This window comes from Nakamurella multipartita DSM 44233, assembly GCF_000024365.1.
Taxonomy (GTDB): Bacteria; Actinomycetota; Actinomycetes; order Mycobacteriales; family Nakamurellaceae; genus Nakamurella; species Nakamurella multipartita.
In genome coordinates, this window is record NC_013235.1 from 750438 (window position 1) to 769969 (window position 19532).

The window sequence follows — 19532 nt, forward strand, 5'->3', positions numbered from 1 at the left end:
CTTCCGGTGACGCCACGACGGCGTGAAAATGGGTGGTGGGTTGCCTGTCGACGCCGATTCGTTCGCTTGAGCTTCGAGCCCGTTGATCAGTCTGGCGCCGGGGCCCGACCTTGACGGGTCACGCACTGTTGCTTCGAGCACGCCGGTCAGATTTTCGGTTCCCGACCGAGGCCCCCGGGCAGCCCGCCGTGGCGGTGGTGCACCTCAGGGAAGGAGCGACGCGGTGTGATGACCAAACAGGTCGAGGAGATCCTCGACGAACCCCATGAACAGATCGTGCAGCGGGTCTGCGCGATCGACGTGGGCAAGGACTCGGGCACAGTCTGCGTTCGCGTACCAGCCGCGTCCGGGACGGGTCGGCGAGTGAGCAAAGTCTGGGACGTCCCGGCCCGAACCAGAGCGGTCCTGGGCCTGGCCGCACAGCTGTCAGACCAGGGCATCGAGAAGGTGACCCTGGAATCGACCTCGGACTACTGGCGGATCTGGTTCTATCTGCTGGAAGCTCATGGCCTGGACGTGCAGTTGGTCAATGCCCGCGATGTCAAGAACGTCCCCGGTCGCCCCAAAACGGACAAGCTGGACAGTGTGTGGTTGGCCAAGCTCACCGAGAAGGGGCTGTTGCGTCCATCGTTCGTGCCATCAGCGCAGGTCCGGCAGTTGCGCGACTACACCCGGATGCGGGCCGATCTGACCGGCGACCGGACCAGGTACTGGCAACGGCTGGAGAAGCTGCTGGAGGACGCCCTGATCAAGGTCACCTCCGTGGCGAGCAGGATCGACACCCTGTCCGTCCGGGACATGATTGAGGCCCTGATCGCGGGCCAGCGGGACCCGCGGGTTCTGGCCGGCATGGCCCGCGGCCGGATGCGGCTCAAGCACGCCGACCTGGTCGAGTCGCTGACCGGTCAGTTCGACGATCATCACGCCGAGCTGGCCCGGATGCTGCTGCATCAGATCGACACGCTGACCGATCAGATCGACGTCCTGACCGCACGCATCGAGGCACTCCTGGCCAGGTTGCCGGCCGGTAACACCCCCGATCCGGACCGCCCCGCACCGGATGGCCAAACTCGGCCCGGTACGAGGGCGAACGCACCCGCCGACGAGGCGGCCCAGCGCCGGACACCGCCGACGGCCGCAGACATGATCAAGATCCTGGACCAGATACCCGGGATCGGCCCAAGCAACGCACAGGTCATCATCGCCGAGATCGGGCTGGACATGAGCCGGTTCCCGACCGCTGGCCATCTGGTGTCCTGGACCCGGCTGTGCCCCCGCACGATCCAGTCCGGGAAACGATCAACAACCGGTAAGACCGGCAAGGGCAACCGTTACCTGCGCGCCGTGCTCGGTGAAGCGGCCGCGACCGGCGGCAAGACCCAAACCTTCCTGGGAGAACGCTATCGACGCCTGATCAAACGCCGCGGCAAACTCAAAACGATCGTCGCCATCGCCCGATCCATCCTTGTCATCATCTGGCACCTGCTCGCCAACCCCGGCACGACCTTCCACGACCTCGGCGTCGACTTCAACGACCAACGCATCGACATCGGACGCCGAACCCGTAACCACGTCCGGCAACTCGAAGCCCTCGGCTTCAACGTCACCCTGACCGCGGCCGCCTAAACCCGACACCCACTCAACCCGATGGTCACCACCACGGGTCACCCTTGGCTGCCCAACGGCACGTTGATTTTCCGGTCAGCGAACCAACCGGGTCACGCCCTGGCCGGGTCATGCCGTCGCCGGTGCCGGGCGGGGCCGCTGGCTCGAAGTGTGAGGATCGAGCGATGCTGATCGCTGCGCTGGGCAGTTCGTTCGCGGCCGGACCGACCCTGGAACCGGTGGCCGAACGGGCGGCCATGCGGTCGGCGGTCAACTACCCGCATCGGTTGGCCCGGGCGCTGGGAGCCGACCTGGTCGACCTGAGCGTGTCCGGGGCGACCACCGCGACGATCCTGGACGACGCGCAGACGATCGCGCCGACGGTGCAGTTCCCGCCGCAGATCGACGGGCTGCCCGCGGACGCCGACCTGGTGACGATCACCGCCGGGGGCAACGACCTGCGTTACATCGGTTCCCTGCTGGCCACCGCCTGGCGGCGGCACGATCCGACCGCGCCGATGGCCACCCTGCTCGGGCCGCAGTACCCGCGCATCCCGCCGGCCACCGAGGACGCGGTCGGCGCGGTGGCCCACGGCCTGGCCCGGATCGTCGACGCGGCCCGGGCCCGGGCGCCGCGCGCGCGGGTCGTGCTGGTCGACTACCTGACCGTCCTGGATCCGGGGTCGCGCTCGGCCGTCGTCGACTTCGCCGACGACGAGCTGGCGGCCTTCCGGGCCCTTCAGGACGGGCTCGAGCGGGCCTACCGGTCCGCGGCGGCCCGGTCGTCGGCCGAGTTGCTCGCGGTGTCCGAACTCAGCCGCGGCCACGGGCTGGGGTCGGCGCAACCCTGGATCGGCGATTTCGTGCCCGATGCCCGCCGAACGGCCGGCTCGTTCCACCCGACGGCGGCCGGCATGGCGGCGGTGGCCGACCTGCTGGACATGTCGCTGCGTTGACCGGCCGCGGCGGGTCCGGCTGGGTATATTCCTCGCACGGTATCGACCTGTCGGGTCGGCGGTCGGTCTCGCTCACACCACGCGCGCCGCAAGCGCGCGGGAGAGGGATGTCATGACCCTTCCGACCCGGCGACCTGCTCTGGTCACCCTTCTGCTCATCCTGGTCGTCATCGAGGGCCTGTTCTCGATCTTCGTCGGCCTGGTGCTCGTGTTCACGCGGGACAGCATCAACGTCACCGGTGACGCGCCTCCGTCCGGTGTGTCGGCCTCATCCCTCGCACTGTGGCTCGGCATCCTGTTGACGGTCATCGGGCTGGTTTACCTGCTGGTCGCCCGTGGGCTGGCCAACGGCAACAACTTCGCCCGGCTCGTGGTCGCGGTAGTGACCGTCCTGAGCATCGCCAGCTCCGTGTGGCTGCTGTTCGCGCACCCGGGCGGCGCTCGCTGGTCGACGGTGGGCAGCATCGTCCTCGGGGTGATCGTGCTGGCGATCCTGTACTCGCCGAAGGCTTCGGCCTTCTTCCGCACGAACTGACCGGTGACCCCGGACCGGATCGAGAACACCGACCACGCCGAGGCGGTCCGGCGTGCGGCCATCACCCTGACCGCCATCGCCCAGAGCGGGTTGCACTATGCGGACGACAGGTACGACGTCGACCGCTACCAGAAGATGGCGGCGTTGGCGCTGGACCTGCTGACGGTGGTGGGCGGCGGCTCGCGGGATGGCTGGCGACTGCAACTCGGTGACGATCGCGGGTACGCGACGCCCAAGATCGACGTTCGGGGCGCGCTGGTCGATGACCGGGAGCGGGTCCTGCTGATGCGGGAGCGGCTGGACGGGTACTGGTCGCTGCCCGGCGGGTGGGCCGATCCGCTGGACACTCCCTCGGTCGCTGTCGAGCGCGAAGTGCGGGAAGAGACAGGCTACGGCGCGCGGGCGGTCAAGCTCGTCGGCTGCTGGGACCGCGACGCGCGGGGGCATACACCCAAGCTGCCGTTCTCCATTTACAAACTGTTCTTCCTCTGCGAGGCGACGGGCGAGGTCGGGCCGCCCCAGGCCCTGGAGACGCTGGAGGTCGGCTGGTTCGGCCTCGACGAGCTGCCGCCACTGTCCTCCGGTCGGATCAACGTGCATGAACTGGGGCGGGTCGTGGCCCACCACCGGGACCGCACCCTGCCGACCGAGTTCGACTGACCGCCGAGCCGGCATCGGGGCCGGCCATGGACCCGCGGGCAATGGGGTCGACTTCCGGCGGCCCAGGTCGTAGCCTGTACCGACTGGTTGGTACAGAAACGATGATGGTGGCCGGTCCGCCGGCGCAGGGTGTGGGGTAGTTCTCGTGTTCGGCTCGTACGCGCAGGTGCTGCGGCGCCCTGGTGCTCTCCGCTTCACGGCCGCCGGGTTCCTGGCCCGGATGCAGATGTCGATGATGGGCCTGGGCGCCGTCATGCTGCTGTCCGCGGAACGGGGCTCCTACGCGGTGGCCGGCGCCGTCGCGGCCATCTACGCCGTCTCCAACGCGATCATCGGACCCCAGGTCAGCCGGCTGATCGACTCGTTCGGCCAGTTCAAGGTGGTGCCGATCCAGCTGGCCATCCACGTGCCCGCGGTGATCGGGATGATCGCCATCACCCTGTGGACCCCGCTGACCTGGCCGATCTACGTCCTGGCCCTGGTGGCCGGGGCGTCGCAGCCGATCATGGGCCCGCTGGTGCGGGCCCGCTGGTCCGCGCAGCTGCACGGCAGCCCGTTGCTGCGCACCGCGTTCGCCTGGGAATCGCTGATCGACGAGGCCGTGTTCATCCTCGGCCCGCCGCTGGCCACCATCGTCGCGCTGCAGATCAATCCGAGTGCCGGCCTGCTGCTGGCCACGGCGATGCTGTTGGTCGGCACCGTGCTGCTGCTCTCGCAGCGGCGCACCGAGCCGACGCCCAGCGGTCGCCACTCGGCGACCAAGGGCCGGCCGGCGATCCTGCTGCCCGGGGTGGCCGCCATCGCCGCGGTGTTCGTGATGATGGGCGCGCTGTTCGGCTCCTTCGAGGTGACCACGGTGGCCTTCGCCAAGGCCTCCGGGGTGCCGGAGGCGGCCGGGGTGGTGCTGGCGCTGTACGCGGTCGGCTCGCTGCTGGCCGGCCTGGTCTTCGGGGCGCTGACCCTGCGGGCCTCCCTGCTGCGCCAGTTCGTGCTGGCCACCGCGACGCTGGCCGTCGTGACCGCGCCGCTGCCGTTCCTACCCCAGGTCTGGCAGATCGCCGTCGGGCTGTTCGTCGCCGGATTGGCCTGCTCGCCCGTGCTGATCTCGGGCATGGCCTTCGTCGAGCGGGTGGTGCCGGGGGCCCGGCTCACCGAATCGATGGCCTGGGTGACCTCGGGCGTGGCCGTGGGCATCGCCGTGGCCTCCCCGCTGGCCGGCGTCATCATCGACCGGTTCGGCGCGCACACGGCCTACTGGGTGACCTCCGGGGCGGCGATCCTGGCGATCGTCGTCGCCCTGGCGTTCCTGCCCTCGCTGCGCCGCGCCCAGGCCGGCGCGGTCGCCCCGGCCGAGCGGGTGCTCGCCGCCGGGGCGCCGGCGCCGCAGATCAGTACATGAACCGGCCCCAGCGGACGTCGTAGGTGGCCAGGACCAGAATCGGCCCGTCGGGGCTGCGCCAGTAGGTCAGTTCGCCGTCCGTGCCCTTCTTGGTGTGCAGGATCGGCGGACCGGCCGCGTGCAGGCGGGGTCCGTCGGCCGGGTCGAACCAGACCAGGTCGCAGAACCCGCCGAGGCAACCGCAGGAATCCCACGCCACCCGGGCCCCGGCGCGCACCAGGTCCATCGCCCCGGCCGGAGTGAGCGCGTCGACCCGCCCGAAGACGCGGCCGTCCGGGGCGACCAGCCGGGGCGACGGCGGCTGCGCGATCTGGTCGACGGCGGTGACGGTGGAACGGCGGCGGCGACGGACCATGCCGGCGAGTGTGTCAACGGGGCCCGCCGTCGGCCACGACTTTGTCCCGCGGGGTGGGTGGCGGCACCCGGCGCGGGATCCAGTAGCCGAGCCAGCCCCCGCCCAGCAGCCCGACGATGCCCATCGCGACGATGCCCGCCCCGAGCGAGGCCAGCGCGGTCACCCCGGCGATGACGAAGGGTCCGGCTCCGTTCCCGGAGTCGGAGAACACCCGCCAGATGCCCAGGAAGACGGGCCGCTGCCCGGGCGGGGCGAGATCGGCGCCCAGCGTCATCACCAGGCCGGCGCTCATCCCGTTGCCGATACCCATGATCAGGCCGACCACCATCAGGCCGGTGGCGGTGTCGGTCAGCGGCAGGACGATCAGTGACAGCCCGAGGACCGTCATCGCCGGAACGGCCACCCACATCCGCCCGAACCGGTCCATCACCTTGCCCGCCGGGTAGAACAGCAGCATGTCGATGGCGCCGGACACCCCGAAGATCAGCGAGATGGCCGCCGGGGACAGCCCGAGTTCCTGACCCCACAGCGGCAACGCGACCTGCCGCACCGCGCGGATCGCGCTGACCAGCAGCACCCCCACACCCAGCGTGGCGAACACCGACCGCTGTTCGCTCAGGACGGCCGGGAACCTCGCGCGGGGCTGGGCCGTCCCGCCCGGGCCGGCCGGGTCGACCTTCGGGTCACCCACGACCAGCAGGGTGCCGGCGGCGACCAGGGCGGCGACCACGTGCACGGCGTAGGCGCCCCACAGGCCGACCGCGTGCACCGCGGCCGAGCCGACGAACGGGCCGATAAACAGTCCGATCCGGAACACCCCGCCGAGGGTGGACATCGCCCGGGCCCGCAGCCGGTAGGGCACCACCTCGGTGACGAAGGCCTGCCGGGCCAGCAGCCAGACCGCGGTGCACGCACCGGTGACGAAGATCGCCGCGGCGAACAGGATCAGCTGGCCGGCGACCATGCAGCCGACGAGGGCGAGCACGGTCAGCAGGGCGGCGCCGATCATCGTCGGTCGCTCGCCGAACCGGTGCACCAGCGACCCGGCCGGGATGTCCGCGCAGACCTGGCCCAGGCCGGCCAGCGCCACCACCAGCGCGGCCATGGCCGGACTGGCGCCCAGGTCGGTCGCCGAGATGACGATGACCGGCGCGATCGCGCCCTGGCCGACGGCGAACACCGCGGGCGGCAGGAACGCGGCGGGCGCGATGTCGCGCAGCGTCACCTCCGCGCCTTCCCCGCTGGGCACCGGCCACCGTCCCTTCGTCCGTCGAAAAGGAAGCTACGCGAAGGACTGCCGGCCGGGGCCCGCCGGTGCCGTCAGCCCGGCCAGCGGGAGCCCGGTTCCGCCGCCGCCGGGTGCCCGATGATCACGCGCGTAGGGTGAGTTGATGGACACCAGTTCGGGGGCTGACGTTCGTGCGATCGGGGGCGACCAGGGGGCGGCGGCGCAGGCCGACCCGCTCTTCGGGCCGGACAGCATGACCTGGCGGGTGCACGCCGATCCGGTCTTCCCGATCGGCGGGGTGCGGGCGCTGATCCTGCAGGCCTTGCATCCGTTGACCATGGCCGCCGTGTCCCAGCAACGCGGGTTCGACGAGAACTTCTGGGGCCGGCTGGATCGCACCGGCCGGTACGTCTCGACCCTGACCTATTCGCCGGCGCCGCAGGCGCACCGGCTCGCCGCGCAGGTCCGCGGGATCCACCGCAAGCTGCGGGGCACCGATCCGGAGACCGGGGAGAGCTTCCGGCTGGATCGGCCGGACCTGCTGCTGTGGGTGCACTGCTGCGAGGTCGACTCGTTCCTGACCACGGCCCGGCGGGCCGGGGCCCCCATCAGCGACCGTGAGGCCGACGAGTACCTGCGCGAACAGGTTCGGGCCGCCCGGCTGATCGGGATTCCGGAGGCGATGGTCCCGGCCACCGTCGCCGACATGACCCAGTACTTCCGGGACGTGCGGGCCGAGCTCCGGCTCACCGACGCCGCCCGCCGGGGTGTGCGGGTGCTGGCGGTCCCGCCGATGCCCAAACGGGTCCGCCTGCTCACCCCGGCCCGGCCCGCGTGGGCCGGGCTGGCGGCGATGGCCTTCGCGCTGCTGCCGCGCTGGGCCCGGCGGATGTACCGGTTGCCCGGCCTGCCGACGACCGACCTGGCCGCGACGGCAACCATCCGCGCGGTCCGCGCCGGCCTGGTGGTGCTGCCGGACAAGTGGACCGGACCGCCGGAGGTCCGCGACGCCCGCGATCAGATCGACGCCCTGGCCGAGCAGCGGGCCGGCTGACGACCCGCACCGCGGCCGTTGTCCGCGACTCGCGCCGGCCCGGGGCCCGCGCGAGTCGCGCAGCAGTGGCTCGACCGGGGTCAGGCCGTCACAGGTCGGTGCCGCGCGCGGCCACCGCGGCCGACCGGTTGACCGCCGACACCACGGCCTTGAGCGAGGCGGTGGTGATCGACGAGTCGATCCCGACACCCCAGACGACCTGACCGTCGATCGCGCATTCCAGATAGGCCGCTGCCCGGGCGTCGCCGCCGGCCGACAGCGCGTGCTCGACGTAGTCCAGCACCCGCACGTCATGCCCGATCGAGGTCAGGGCCTGGCAGAACGCGGCCACCGGGCCGTTGCCGGCGCCACTGGCGGTGACCTCCTCGCCGTTGGAGACGACGGTTGCCGAGATCTTGTCGAACGGGTGGTCGGCCTCCTCCGGCGTCTCGAAGCGGGTCCGGACCAGCTTGACCGGGCTCGTCCGCTCCAGGTACTCCTCGGCGAAGTAGGAGAACATGGTCTTGGCGTCGACCTCGCCGCCCTCGGTGTCGGTGTGTTCCTGGACCACCCGGGAGAACTCGATCTGCAGCCGGCGGGGCAGGTCCAGCCCGTGCTCGGTCTTCATGATGTAGGCGACGCCGCCCTTGCCGGACTGCGAGTTGACCCGGATGACCGCCTCGTAGTTGCGGCCCACGTCCTTGGGGTCGATCGGCAGGTAGGGCACGGCCCAGGTGAACTCGTCGACCTCGACCCCGGCCGCCTCGGCGTCCCGGCGCAGGTGGTCGAAGCCCTTCTTGATCGCGTCCTGGTGCGAGCCGGAGAACGCGGTGTAGACCAGATCGCCGCCGTAGGGGTGCCGCTCGGGCACGCCCAGCTGGTTGCAGTACTCGACGGTGCGCCGGATCTCGTCGATGTCGGAGAAGTCGATCTGCGGGTCGATGCCCTGGCTGAACAGGTTCAGGCCCAGGGTGACCAGGCAGACGTTGCCGGTCCGCTCGCCGTTGCCGAACAGGCAGCCCTCGATCCGGTCGGCGCCGGCCATATAGCCCAGCTCCGCGGCGGCCACCGCGGTGCCGCGGTCGTTGTGCGGGTGCAGGGAGAGCACGATCCCGTTGCGCCGCTCCAGGTTTCGGTGCATCCACTCGATGGAGTCGGCGTAGACGTTGGGCGTGGCCATCTCGACGGTGGCCGGCAGGTTGACCACCATCGGGTTCTGCTCGGTCGGCTGCCAGATCGCCGAGACCGCGTTGCAGACCTCCACCGCGTACTCCAGCTCGGTGCCGGTGTAGGACTCGGGCGAGTACTCGAACCGCCAGTCGGTGTCCGGGTACTTCTCGGCCCAGCGGGCCACTTCCTCGGCGCCGTCGGTCGCGATCCGGCGGATGCCGACCCGGTCCAGGCCGAAGACGACCCGGCGCTGCAGCGTCGACGTGGAGTTGTACAGGTGCACCAGCGCAGCCGGCGCGCCCTCGACGGCCTCGAAGGTCCGGGCGATCAGCTCGGGCCGGGCCTGGGTCAGCACCTGGATGCGGACGTCGGAGGGGATCGCGTCCTGCTCGATGATCTCGCGGACGAAGTCGAAGTCGGTCTGGCTGGCCGCCGGGAAGCCGACCTCGATCTCCTTGAAGCCCATCTGCACCAGCAGGTTGAACATGCGGCGCTTGCGGGCCGGGGTCATCGGGTCGATCAGGGCCTGGTTGCCGTCGCGCAGGTCGACCGCGCACCACTGCGGGGCCTTGGTGATGACCTTGCTGGGCCAGGTGCGATCGGGCAGGTCGATCGGCGCGAAGGGGGTGTAACGCCCGGTGGGCATGGCGCTGGGCCGTTGCCGGTTGTAGGCGGCCTGTCCGGCGGGAATGTCTCCGGCCGGCGTGCGCAGACGGGAGGGAGCGGGGGTACCCATGACGATTCGTCCTTTGGGGAGGGCTCGTGCCGGTGGCTCATGATCATCCGGCCCGAGCGGGGGATTGACCGGCAGCACAACACACCGCGACGGAGGAGCCAGTCGGAAATCAGGCTCCGTCGCGGCGGCGAAGGAGCAGGCCGGACGTCATCGCGTCGGTCGCTGCGGTGCGCACCACGCTGGGGACTGTACCCCGGGGGCGGCGGTAGGCGCATCCGCTGGGTTCGGCGGGGTGGGCCGCACACCATGGTCGGCCCGGCCGGTCAGGCCGCGGTGGGGAGGAAAGTGCCCGCGCAGCGACACTTTTCCTCCTGGAGGTGAGCGACTAACGCCAGTGCGCCGGTCGGGTCAGGCCGATCGGCAGGCGGGTGGCGCCGTCGCCGACCGCGGCCGCCAGCTGACCCTGCCGCACCCACAGCGCGCCGGTCAGGTCGGCCCCGCGCAGGTCGGCCCCGCGCAGGTCGGCGCCGGTCAGGTCGGCCCGCCGCAGATCGGCCCGGCGCAGGTCCGCGCCGACCAGGGTGGCGCCGCGAAAGGTGGCGCCGCGCAGGTCGGCCCGGCGCAGGTTCGCCCCGAGCAGCATTGCTCGCCGATGGTCGGCCCCGTGGGGTACCGACGAACGGACCCGGGCGCTGACCCGCTCCAGCAGCTCACCGACCGGCGTCATCGCCGCGGCCACGTCGAGATCGACCAGCTCCGCCGGCGCCTGCTCGGCCCAGGCGGCGATCCGGTCGAGGTGGGAGGCCAGCTCGGCGTGGTCCGGGCCGGCGGGCAGGGCCAGCGCCTGTTCTAGGTGCCACATGATCTCGTGCAGGTCGAGCATGATCATGAAGGCGCGGAAGATGTCTGGGGCGAGCGCGGGGTCGGACCGCCAGGTCCGGCCGCCGAACGTCGACCGGGTGATCCGCTGCCCGGCGCCGAAGCAGTCGAACGCCACGCAGCCGGGGAAGCCGCGGTCGCGGAGTTGATCGTGGATGCCGCAGCCGAAATCGGCCAGCAGGTTCGGGCAGGGCCGGCCGGCGGGCCGGTCGAAGGCGAAGTCGGCCGACTTCTTGAAGCTCGTGGCCACGCAGCACAGGGCCGAGCACTGCCCGCAGTCGGCCGTCAGCAGCGGCAACACCGGTCAGCGCCAGGAGGTGGCGGCCGGTTGCGGCCCCGACTGGGCGGCGGCCAGGGCGCCCCAGACCATCGAGCCGGCCCAGGCCAGCGGCCACAGCAGGAACCAGAACAGGCCGAAGACCAGGAAGCCGACGACGAACAGGACCGCCAGCATGACCAGGGCTCCGGACACCGTCGAGTACAGCATCCCGAACGGGCCGAAGAAGAAGGTCAACACCAGAGCGACGCCCACGGACTTGCGCGGTGGCGCCGCCGGCGCCCAGACCGGCGGCGCGGGCAGCGGGGCGGTGTGGGCCGACCACTCCCAGCCGTCCCACCAGCGCAGGGCGGGATGCCCGGCCGGGTCCGGATACCAGCCGGGCGGGATGTCCAGCGGGTCCGGCGGCGCCGGCCCGACGACGAGCGGTGCAGAGGGCGGTTCGATCGTGACGAGCGGCTGTTCCTCCGCCGTGGACCAGGCCCGGGGCGACGATCCGGTGAGGTCCTCCGACGACACCACGCCGACCGCCCGGGTGTGGGTGGTCCACTGCGTGCCGTTCCACCACCGTTCGCCGTCCGGGTCGTCCTCGTCCGCATACCAACCGGCGGCGCGACGGTCACTGGGCATGATTCGACAGTACCCAGGCCGGGGCACCATGGGGGCGTGCATCCGGACCCCCGCGACCCGCCCACCCAGCCGTTGCCGGTGCCCCGGCCGGCGCTGGCCGAGGCGGTCGGCAACGCCCCGGTCGTCACCGGGCCGGTCGTCGCCGGACCCGTCGTCGCCGGGCCCGTCACCCTCGACGGCAGGGTCCGGCCGCCGTGGACCTTCGTCGACGTCTTCGTCGGCCTCGGGGTCGTACTGCTGGCCAGCACCCTGCTCTCCGCCGTGGTCCGGCTGTCCGGGGCCACACCGGGACCGGCGCTGCTGCTGCTGTCCGCGTTGCCGGTCTGGGTCGGGCTGCTGGGCACCGCGATCTGGGCCTGCCGGCGGCACGGCACCGGGAATCTGGTCGCCGATCTGGCCCTGCGCTTCCGCTGGATCGACCTGTTCATCGGCCTGGGCGCGGGCGTGGGGCTGCGGGTCGCCATCGGGCTGTGGACGATCTTCTGCGCCCGGGTCACCGGCAGCCTGCCGCAGGGCAACCTGCAGGACGTGCTGGACGGCAACGGGCTGGGGACCGGTGTCTGGCTTGTGGTCAACATGGCTGCCATTGCCGTGGTCGGGCCGGTGATCGAGGAGATCTTCTTCCGGGGCGTCGGGCTGCGCGGGGCGCTGGCCTCCCTGTTGCGCCGCAGTGGCACCAACCCCCGGCTGGCCGATCCGCGCCGTCGGGCCCGGCTGGCCATTGCCGCCACCGCGGCGGTGTTCGCCCTGCTGCACGTGTCCGAGGTGAACGATGCGGTGTCCGCGCTGGCGCTGTTGCCCGGACTCTTCGCGGCCGGGGCCGTCCTGGGCTGGCTGACCATCCGCTTCGGGCGGCTGGGACCGGCCATCGTGACCCACGTGGTGTTCAACGGTGTGGCCGTCGTCGCCCTCCTGGTCGTAGCCGGATCGGCCTGACGGCCGGGGGACCTTGGTCCTGCCGGTAAAATCCGTCGGGGCCCGTGGACGCGGGCCTGCGCGCAACAGACTGGGAGTGGCAGTGGGCCTCGTCGTCCAGAAGTACGGCGGTTCGTCGGTCGGGACGGCGGAGCGGATCAAGCGGGTGGCCGAGCGGATCGTGGCGACCCGCAAGGACGGGCACGACGTGGTCGTCGTGGTCTCCGCGATGGGGGACACCACCGACGAGTTGATGGACCTGGCCCAACAGGTCTCGCCCTCGCCGCCGGCCCGTGAGCTGGACATGCTGCTGACCTCCGGGGAGCGCATCTCCAACGCCCTGGTCGCCATGGCCATCTCCGCGCTCGGCGCCGAGGCCCGCTCGTTCACCGGGTCCCAGGCCGGCGTCATCACCGACTCCACGCACGGCCGGGCCCGGATCATCGACGTCACCCCGGGCCGGATCCGCTCGGCGCTGGACGAGGGCAACATCGCCCTGGTCGCCGGGTTCCAGGGCGTCAGCCAGGACACCAAGGACATCACCACGCTGGGTCGCGGCGGCTCGGACACCACCGCGGTCGCGCTGGCCGCGGCGCTGCACGCCGACGTCTGCGAGATCTACACCGACGTCGACGGGGTGTTCACCGCCGACCCGCGGATCGTGCCCAACGCCGCCAAGCTGGACACCATCACCTACGAGGAAATGCTCGAGATGGCCGCCTCCGGCGCCAAGGTACTGATGCTGCGCTGCGTCGAATACGCCCGCCGGTACGGCGTTCCGGTGCGCGTGCGCTCCTCGTACAACGATCTCAACGGCACGCTCGTGCAAGGCAGCATGGAGGATATTCCCGTGGAAAGTGCCCTGATCACCGGTGTCGCGCACGAGCGCGGCGAGGCCAAGGTGACCATCGCCGGAGTGGCCGACCACCCGGGCGTGGCGGCCAAGATCTTCCGCACCATCGCCGACGCCGAGATCGACATCGACATGGTCGTGCAGAACATCTCCAAGGCGGTCGACGGCAAGACCGACATCACCTTCACGCTGCCCAAGGGTGACGGGCCGCGGGCGGTCGCCGCGCTGGAATCGCGCCGCGGTGAGATCGATTTCGAGTCGATCGTCTACAACGACCACATCGGCAAGGTCTCCCTGGTCGGCGCCGGGATGCGCTCGCACCCGGGGGTCACCGCCACCTTCTGCGAGGCCCTGGCCGCGGCCGGGGTGAACATCGACATCATCTCCACCTCCGAGATCCGCATCTCCGTGCTGGTCCGCGACGTGGAACTGGACACCGCGGTGCGGGCGCTGCACGACGCATTCGAGCTCGGTGGCGACGAAGAGGCCGTCGTGTACGCCGGAACCGGAAGGTAGGACAGATGAGTGGATTGCGGGTAGGAGTCGTCGGCGCCACCGGCCAGGTCGGCGGGGTGATGCGCCGCATTCTGGCCGAGCGGAACTTCCCGATCGAGCAGATCCGGTTCTTCGCCTCGGCCCGGTCGGCGGGCAAGACGCTGCCCTGGGGCGATCAGCAGATCGTGGTCGAGGACACCGCCGAGGCCGATCCGTCGGGTCTGGACATCGCGCTGTTCTCGGCCGGGGCCACCCTGTCCCGGGCCCAGGCCCCGCGGTTCGCGGCCGCCGGGGTCACCGTCATCGACAACTCCTCGGCCTGGCGCAAGGACCCGTCGATCCCGCTGGTGGTCTCCGAGGTCAACCCCGAGGCCGCCCTGAGCGCGATCGCCGAGCAGGGCACTGGCGTCATCATCGCCAACCCGAACTGCACCACCATGGCCGCGATGCCGGTGCTCAAGCCGCTGCACGACGAGGCCGGGCTGCGCCGGCTGATCGTGTCGACCTACCAGGCGGTCTCCGGCTCCGGGCTCGACGGCGTGGCCGAGCTGGAGGGCCAGGTCCGCGCGGTGGTCGAGGGTCCGATCGCGCCCGGCGCGCTGACCCACGACGGGTCCGCGGTCGAGTTCCCGGCGCCCAAGAAGTACGTGCGGCCCATCGCGTTCAACGTGATCGCCCTGGCCGGCGCGATCGTCGACGACGGCACCTTCGAGACCGACGAGGAGCAGAAGCTGCGCAACGAGTCCCGCAAGATCCTGGACATCCCGGAGCTGCTGGTCTCGGGCACCTGCGTGCGGGTGCCGGTGTTCAGCGGGCACTCCCTGTCGATCAACGCCGAGTTCGACCGGCCGCTGTCGGTCGCCCGGGCGACCGAGTTGTTGACCGGTGCCCCCGGGGTCGAGCTGACCGACGTGCCCAACCCGTTGCAGGCGGCCGGCGCCGACCCCTCGTTCGTCGGCCGGATCCGGCAGGACGCGTCCGTGGCCGACGGGCGCGGCCTGGTGCTGTTCGTGTCCAACGACAACCTGCGCAAGGGTGCGGCGCTCAACGCGGTGCAGATCGCCGAGGTCGTCGCGGCCGCTCGCTGAGGTCAGGCCCCGCCGCCGGTGGCCACGACGAGGCAGGGTTCGGGACGAGGGCAAAGGAGCCTTCCATGAGCGCATCCCCGGCCGGCTCGCCGGCTCCGTCGGCGGGCCTGCCGGCGGCGATCGTCGGTGCCGGCCCGGCCGGCCTGGCCATGGCCCGGGCGCTGCGGGTGCGCGGGCTGCCCTACGTGCAGTTCGAGCGACACCGGGACCTGGGCGGGATCTGGGACATCGACAATCCCGGGACGCCGATGTACGAGTCGGCGCACTTCATCTCCTCCCGGGACAAGTCGGGCTTCTTCGACTACCCGATGCCGACCTCGTTCGCGGATTACCCCTCCCGCACCGAGATCCTGCACTACACACACGCGTTCGCCGACGCCTTCGGGTTGCGGGCGGGCATCGAGTTCGACACGGCGGTCGAGCGCACCGAGCAGCACGCCGACGGCAGCTGGACGCTGACCACCACCGCCGGGCCGGTGCGGGCGTCGGCCCTGATCTGTTGCACCGGGGTCACCTGGGATCCCCGAATGCCAGTCGTGCCCGGACATTTCGACGGCCAGGTCATGCATTCGGTGGGCTACCGGTCGCCGTCGCTGTTCGCCGGGCGGCGCGTGCTGATCGTCGGCCTGGGCAACTCGGGCGCCGACATCGCCTGTGACGCCGCGGCCGCCGCCGACGCGGCGTTCATCAGCACCCGCCGCGGCTACCACTTCATCCCCAAGTTCCTGGCCGGGACGCCGTCGGATCAGACCGAGTGGCTGCCGATCTGGGGGGAGCGGCTGCTCTACTCGGTGGTGCGCCCGCTGGTCGTGGGCGATGTGCGGCGATGGGGTCTGCCCAAGCCCGACCACAAGCTGTTCGAGACCCACCCGCTGCTCAACACCCAACTGCTGCACTATCTTTCGCACGGTGACATCGCGGCCAAGCCGGGCGTCGTCCGGTTCGACGGGCCCGAGGTGGTGTTCACCGACGGCAGCCGCGAGCGGGTCGACCTGGTCGTGTGTGCGACCGGGTACGACATGTCCATTCCCTACGTTCCACCGGACTACCTGCCCTGGACGCAGGGTCGACCGGAGATGTACCTGAACGCGTTTGCCGCCCGGCCGGGCCTGTTCGGCGTGAGCTACCTGGAGGTGAACTCCAGCGCGTACACGCTTTTCGACCGCATCGCGAACCTGATCGGCGAGCATCTGGCCGACCTGCGGGACAACCCGGCGCGGGCCCGCACATTCCGCGAGCTCGTCCGCACCGACCATCCGGACCTGAGCAGCGGGGTGAAGTTCGTCGACAGTCCGCGCCACACCAACTATGTCGAGGTCCGCGCGTACAAGAAGAACCTGCATCGGGTGGCCCGGTTGATGGGCTGGACCGAGCTGCGGGCCGGACGCTTCGACCCCATCCGGATGACCGGCGCCCATGTCTGAGCGGCTGGCCCTGGTCACCGGGGCGGCCGGTGCGATCGGCGGCGGCGTGGCCATCATGCTGCGCAGCAGAGGCTTTCGGGTCATCGCCGTCGACATCGACGAGGCCGCCGTCGCCCGCGCGGTGACGAACATCGGCGGTGACACCATCGGGATGGCCTGCGACGCCCGCCGCCGGTCGCAGGTGGCCGCGCTGGCCGACCGGATCCGGGGCGAGTGGGCCGACCGGCTGGAGGTGCTGGTCGCCAACGCCGGGCTGATCGTGCCCGGCCAGGTCGGCTCCGTCGACCCGGACCAGCTGTACGACCAGGTGGACGTGATGCTGGCCTGCCCGGTGCAGCTGATGAACGCCGCGGTCCCGGGGATGCGGGCCCGGGGCCGGGGCCGGTTGCTGGCCACCGTGTCGATGGGTGGGATCATCTCGCTGCCCGGGTCGGCGGCGTACTCGGCGGCCAAGGCCGGCCTGCGGGCATTCTTGACCGCGCTGGCCGCCGAGCTGGCCGGGTCCGGCGTGCGGGTCGCCGGGGTGTACCCGAGCGGGGTGGACACCCCCATGCTGCGGCTGGAGGCCCGGCACGGCGGCAGCCTGCTCAACTTCGTCGGCCGGGTCCACTCGGTCCCCGACGTCGTCGCGGCCTACGAAAAGGCCCTGACCGGGCGGCGTCTGGAGGTGTACCTGCCGTACACGGACAGCATCACCACCCGGCTGGCCCATTCCGTGCCGGGTGCCGCCAACCGGATCATCCCGCTGTTCGAGCGGTTCGGGCGGCGGGGTCACGCGAAGTACCTGGCCCGGATCGACGCCGAGGAAGCATCTGCTGACGGCTGAGTCAAGACCGAAAACGCAATGTGCACAACTATCCTCGGGTCGCCGGGGGCTGTGGACAACCTCGCCCCGGGGTCGGCCGGCTGATCTAGTTTGCTCCCATGGTGTTTCCTTCCGCTCATGTACGCCGGGTGTGGCCGGCCCTGCTGCTGGGTCTGGTCGTCGCGATCGGGCTGACCGCCTGCACCGTCGGGCAGGCCGGTTCGGCGACCGCGGGCTCGGTGTCGACGCCGGACTCCGGGTCGGCGTCGGGCAGGACCTCGGCTCCGGCGTCGGCTTCGGCTTCGGCGTCGGCGTCGGCGTCGGCGTCGGCGTCCGCACCGGCGCCGGGGACCATGTCCGACCGGTCCGTTCCGCTCTCCGCGGCCGGCGACTGGACGTCGGCCGACGTCCAGCCCGGCCCGGCCGGAATCGTCTCACCCGCCGGCGATCTGGTCGCGACTCCGGCCGACGGCCGGATCTGTTTCGCGCCGATCCTGGCCGGCGAGGCCACCTGCGTCGAGCTGGCCCCGGCCGACCGACCGTCGTTCGGCCTGTTCTCCCCGGACGGTGCCTGGTTGCTGGTGCTGGCCGGACCCGACGAGCACTCGCGGGCGGCGTACGTCATTCCCGTCACCGGCGGGGTCACCCACGTCATCGGGCCGACCGGCATCGACGACCTGGCGACGACGCCGCCCCCGCACTGGGACCTGGCCACCGCGGCCTGGACCGTGGACAGCTCCGCCGTGCTGCTGGCGCCGCGGACCGACCAACTCGACGCCGCACTCCTGGCCGCCGACCTGGGCTCGAAGCGGATCGGCGAGGTGGGCCAACTGTTCGGGGAGATGACCAACGCCGATCTGCGCATCCGGGCCAGCGCCGTGGGTGTGGCCATGAGCTCCGACGGTCCCTCGAGCGGCCAGTTCCTGTGGTGGCTCGGGGCCGGCACCAAGGTCCTGTATCGGCTTGCTCGCAACGAGTCGAGCGGTGGTTCGGTGTACCTGGTGGCCGCCGACCCACGAGGGCAATCGGTGCTGAGCTGTCCACGGGCGGCGGACGGGACGCTGGGCGCCATCACGGTCACCTCGGTGCAGAGCCCGCAGACCGTCAGCGCCGAATTGCTGCCGGACTCGAAGTCCTGCGGGGGTGCGGCCTTCTCCCCGGACGGCAGCCAGTTGGCGGTGACGGCGATGCTCGACGGCCGGTCCAGCCTGGTCGTGCTCAACGTGGCCAGCGGACGACGCGTGCTGACCGCTGCGCTGCCGGGCGCGGAACCTGCCGTGCCGGCCTCGGTCACCTGGTGGGACGACGTCGTCGTGGTGTCGGACGCCGGTGGGGATCAGGTGGCGCCGTCGTCGGTGATCGTGCGGTTGCGGTGACCGGCGGTGTCAGCGGCAGGTCGCCAGACCGAGCGAGCCGGCGGAGCCGGTCGGCCCGGCCTCCGAAGCGATGACGTATCCACAGCCGTCGGCGGCGCCGGCGATCCCTTCGGCCTGCGGCAGGTCGGGAAACGGCAGGGACCGCGTCGGCCAGTCCGGGAAGTCGCTCAAGGCGGCGGTCGGGTCAGGGGCGGTGTATTCGTGCACGTCGTCGTAGGTGAGCAGCAGCACGCGGCCGGGGGTGGCGGCCAGGTCGGTGGCCACGTTGCCGGTGAGGATGGTGCGCAGCGGCCGGGTGGAACCGGGGATCGGGAATTCGCGGACGAAGCTCAGCTCGCCGCCGCCCGGTTGGCCCCGGTACATCCGGTGGGCCGCGCCGTTGCGCGGTTTGGTCACGATGAGCACCGAGCCGTCCAGGTCGACCAGCATCGACTCGGCGTTGTGCGGCCCATCGGGGTAGGTGTACCGCCATTCGTCGGCGGCGACCGTGAGATGTGGTCCGGCGCCGGTCAGGTCCGGTTCGCCGGCCCGGTAGACGACGACGTCGTCCCGCCGTTCCCGGTTGTCGCCGATGTCGCCGACATACAGGCACTGCCGGGCGCCGTCGATCACCGGGATCGATCCGCAGGGCCCGCCGCCCAGCGCCTCGGCGTTGTCGGCGTCCATTCCGGTCAGGGTGACCCGGGTGACCAGCCTGCCGCGGTCGTCGACCACCGCCAGCTCGTCGGCCCCGGTGCCGTCGTCGATGAGGAAGAACCGGTCCGGCACCGTGGTCGACGCGGCGATGCCGCTGGCCTCGTCGGAGACGCCGGGGGCGAGCGGGACCACCCGCACCATCGGCGCGTCGGTGGCGGAGGGGCTCGGACTGGACCTCGGAGTGGACCCGGTCGAGGGTGTGGCCGGGGCGGGCGCGGATGGCGGGCCGGAAGGCGGCGGGTCGCCGGTCCCGGTACACCCGGCCAGCAGGTTCGTCGCCAGCAGGGTCATCGACAACAGGGTCGCGGTCAGCTGGATCGTCGCCCGGCCCGGTCGGACCGGCGGTCGAGCACGGCGGATCAGGGTCGGTTCACCCGCCGGCGGGCGCGGTTGGGTGGGCCCGGCTCACGCATCTGGACCCTCCGTCCTCGCCGGTCGCGACGGTCGCCGCCCCCGGGCTGCACGGTATCCCGGGAC

Annotated in this window: 19 protein-coding genes and 1 pseudogene; 12 read left to right on the forward strand and 8 right to left on the reverse strand. The window is 71.5% G+C overall.

The genetic code is table 11. The features are described from left to right. Nucleotides 1–228 precede the first annotated feature (228 nt). From NAMU_RS03390 to NAMU_RS03410, 5 genes are all read left to right on the forward strand, one after another. Nucleotides 229–1626, forward strand: a complete 1398-nt coding sequence (locus NAMU_RS03390) for an IS110 family RNA-guided transposase (RefSeq protein WP_041368389.1) — start codon at nt 229–231, stop codon at nt 1624–1626. Nucleotides 1627–1790: 164 nt separating this feature from the next. Then, on the forward strand, nt 1791–2561 hold the full coding sequence (locus NAMU_RS03395) for an SGNH/GDSL hydrolase family protein (RefSeq protein ID WP_015746013.1): 771 nt from the start codon (nt 1791–1793) through the stop codon (nt 2559–2561). A gap of 112 nt (nt 2562–2673) precedes the next feature. After that, a complete protein-coding gene (locus NAMU_RS03400) occupies nt 2674–3096 on the forward strand; it encodes a DUF7144 family membrane protein (protein ID WP_015746014.1) in 423 nt (140 codons plus the stop codon). 3 nt (nt 3097–3099) lie between these two features. Next, entirely contained in the window at nt 3100–3756 is a 657-nt protein-coding gene (locus NAMU_RS03405; RefSeq protein ID WP_015746015.1) for an NUDIX hydrolase N-terminal domain-containing protein, read from the forward strand. Between the two features lie 145 nt (nt 3757–3901). Next, complete coding sequence (locus NAMU_RS03410) at nt 3902–5155, forward strand: MFS transporter (protein ID WP_015746016.1); 1254 nt, start codon at nt 3902–3904, stop codon at nt 5153–5155. Here NAMU_RS03410 and NAMU_RS03415 read toward each other — a convergent pair. Beyond that, complete coding sequence (locus NAMU_RS03415) at nt 5145–5510, reverse strand: hypothetical protein (protein WP_015746017.1); 366 nt, start codon at nt 5508–5510, stop codon at nt 5145–5147. The two genes, NAMU_RS03410 and NAMU_RS03415, sit on opposite strands and share 11 nt — an antisense overlap. Nucleotides 5511–5523: 13 nt before the next feature. Beyond that, nucleotides 5524–6759 carry an MFS transporter gene (locus NAMU_RS03420; RefSeq protein WP_015746018.1) on the reverse strand — a complete coding sequence of 412 codons (1236 nt, stop codon included), beginning with the start codon at nt 6757–6759 and terminating at the stop codon, nt 5524–5526. A 142-nt stretch (nt 6760–6901) separates the two neighbouring features. Here NAMU_RS03420 and NAMU_RS03425 point away from each other — a divergent pair, with 142 nt between their 5' ends. Further along, nucleotides 6902–7792, forward strand: coding sequence for an oxygenase MpaB family protein (locus NAMU_RS03425; RefSeq protein ID WP_015746019.1), 891 nt, complete (start codon nt 6902–6904; stop codon nt 7790–7792). 88 nt (nt 7793–7880) lie between these two features. On the opposite strand, the gene leuA is transcribed toward NAMU_RS03425, so the two are convergent. The 4 genes and pseudogenes from leuA to NAMU_RS31665 all read right to left on the reverse strand — a co-directional run. Continuing rightward, entirely contained in the window at nt 7881–9677 is a 1797-nt protein-coding gene (leuA, locus tag NAMU_RS03430) for a 2-isopropylmalate synthase (RefSeq protein ID WP_015746020.1), read from the reverse strand. Nucleotides 9678–10002: 325 nt separating this feature from the next. Then, on the reverse strand, nt 10003–10797 hold the full coding sequence (locus NAMU_RS30775) for a pentapeptide repeat-containing protein (RefSeq protein ID WP_015746021.1): 795 nt from the start codon (nt 10795–10797) through the stop codon (nt 10003–10005). Between the two features lie 3 nt (nt 10798–10800). Continuing rightward, nucleotides 10801–11076: a hypothetical protein gene (locus NAMU_RS31660; protein ID WP_052308119.1), complete on the reverse strand. Its 276-nt coding sequence runs from the start codon at nt 11074–11076 to the stop codon at nt 10801–10803. Beyond that, a pseudogene (locus tag NAMU_RS31665) lies at nt 11071–11445 on the reverse strand (DUF2510 domain-containing protein); the annotation flags it as partial. The gene NAMU_RS31660 and the pseudogene NAMU_RS31665, both read right to left, overlap by 6 nt. Between NAMU_RS31665 and NAMU_RS03445 the strand changes: the two are divergent. The 5 genes from NAMU_RS03445 to NAMU_RS03465 all read left to right on the forward strand — a co-directional run bounded on the left by NAMU_RS03445 (nt 11440) and on the right by NAMU_RS03465 (nt 17004). Further along, nucleotides 11440–12339 carry a CPBP family intramembrane glutamic endopeptidase gene (locus tag NAMU_RS03445; RefSeq protein ID WP_015746023.1) on the forward strand — a complete coding sequence of 300 codons (900 nt, stop codon included), beginning with the start codon at nt 11440–11442 and terminating at the stop codon, nt 12337–12339. The pseudogene NAMU_RS31665 and the gene NAMU_RS03445 sit on opposite strands and share 6 nt — an antisense overlap. Before the next feature lie 82 nt (nt 12340–12421). Continuing rightward, on the forward strand, nt 12422–13687 hold the full coding sequence (locus NAMU_RS03450) for an aspartate kinase (protein WP_015746024.1): 1266 nt from the start codon (nt 12422–12424) through the stop codon (nt 13685–13687). Between the two features lie 5 nt (nt 13688–13692). Next, nucleotides 13693–14754 carry an aspartate-semialdehyde dehydrogenase gene (locus NAMU_RS03455; RefSeq protein WP_015746025.1) on the forward strand — a complete coding sequence of 354 codons (1062 nt, stop codon included), beginning with the start codon at nt 13693–13695 and terminating at the stop codon, nt 14752–14754. Between the two features lie 65 nt (nt 14755–14819). After that, the gene (locus tag NAMU_RS03460; protein ID WP_015746026.1) at nt 14820–16178 is read left to right on the forward strand and encodes a flavin-containing monooxygenase; all 1359 of its coding nucleotides are present in this window, start codon (nt 14820–14822) and stop codon (nt 16176–16178) included. Continuing rightward, entirely contained in the window at nt 16171–17004 is an 834-nt protein-coding gene (locus NAMU_RS03465; protein ID WP_015746027.1) for an SDR family NAD(P)-dependent oxidoreductase, read from the forward strand. The genes NAMU_RS03460 and NAMU_RS03465 overlap by 8 nt, the downstream gene beginning before the upstream one ends. A gap of 115 nt (nt 17005–17119) precedes the next feature. Here NAMU_RS03465 and NAMU_RS31340 read toward each other — a convergent pair whose 3' ends face one another. After that, nucleotides 17120–17338: a hypothetical protein gene (locus NAMU_RS31340; protein WP_041368392.1), complete on the reverse strand. Its 219-nt coding sequence runs from the start codon at nt 17336–17338 to the stop codon at nt 17120–17122. On the opposite strand from NAMU_RS31340, the gene NAMU_RS03475 reads away from it, so the two are divergent. Next, the gene (locus NAMU_RS03475; protein WP_015746028.1) at nt 17337–18359 is read left to right on the forward strand and encodes a hypothetical protein; all 1023 of its coding nucleotides are present in this window, start codon (nt 17337–17339) and stop codon (nt 18357–18359) included. The genes NAMU_RS31340 and NAMU_RS03475 overlap by 2 nt on opposite strands. Before the next feature lie 9 nt (nt 18360–18368). On the opposite strand, the gene NAMU_RS03480 is transcribed toward NAMU_RS03475, so the two are convergent. Beyond that, nucleotides 18369–19346, reverse strand: coding sequence for a hypothetical protein (locus tag NAMU_RS03480; RefSeq protein ID WP_138179924.1), 978 nt, complete (start codon nt 19344–19346; stop codon nt 18369–18371). Nucleotides 19347–19532 lie beyond the last annotated feature (186 nt).

Coding starts and splice junctions, on each gene's coding strand:
- leuA (WP_015746020.1), bottom strand. CDS start 9,677: ATGGGTACCCCCGCTCCCTCCCGTCTGCGCACGCCGGCCGGAGACATT.
- NAMU_RS31340 (WP_041368392.1), bottom strand. CDS start 17,338: ATGGTCCCCGGCGCCGGTGCGGACGCCGACGCCGACGCCGACGCCGAC.
- NAMU_RS03390 (WP_041368389.1), top strand. CDS start 229: ATGACCAAACAGGTCGAGGAGATCCTCGACGAACCCCATGAACAGATC.
- NAMU_RS03455 (WP_015746025.1), top strand. CDS start 13,693: ATGAGTGGATTGCGGGTAGGAGTCGTCGGCGCCACCGGCCAGGTCGGC.
- NAMU_RS03395 (WP_015746013.1), top strand. CDS start 1,791: ATGCTGATCGCTGCGCTGGGCAGTTCGTTCGCGGCCGGACCGACCCTG.
- NAMU_RS03480 (WP_138179924.1), bottom strand. CDS start 19,346: ATGACCCTGCTGGCGACGAACCTGCTGGCCGGGTGTACCGGGACCGGC.
- NAMU_RS03460 (WP_015746026.1), top strand. CDS start 14,820: ATGAGCGCATCCCCGGCCGGCTCGCCGGCTCCGTCGGCGGGCCTGCCG.
- NAMU_RS03400 (WP_015746014.1), top strand. CDS start 2,674: ATGACCCTTCCGACCCGGCGACCTGCTCTGGTCACCCTTCTGCTCATC.
- NAMU_RS03475 (WP_015746028.1), top strand. CDS start 17,337: ATGTCCGACCGGTCCGTTCCGCTCTCCGCGGCCGGCGACTGGACGTCG.
- NAMU_RS03425 (WP_015746019.1), top strand. CDS start 6,902: ATGGACACCAGTTCGGGGGCTGACGTTCGTGCGATCGGGGGCGACCAG.
- NAMU_RS03465 (WP_015746027.1), top strand. CDS start 16,171: ATGTCTGAGCGGCTGGCCCTGGTCACCGGGGCGGCCGGTGCGATCGGC.
- NAMU_RS03415 (WP_015746017.1), bottom strand. CDS start 5,510: ATGGTCCGTCGCCGCCGCCGTTCCACCGTCACCGCCGTCGACCAGATC.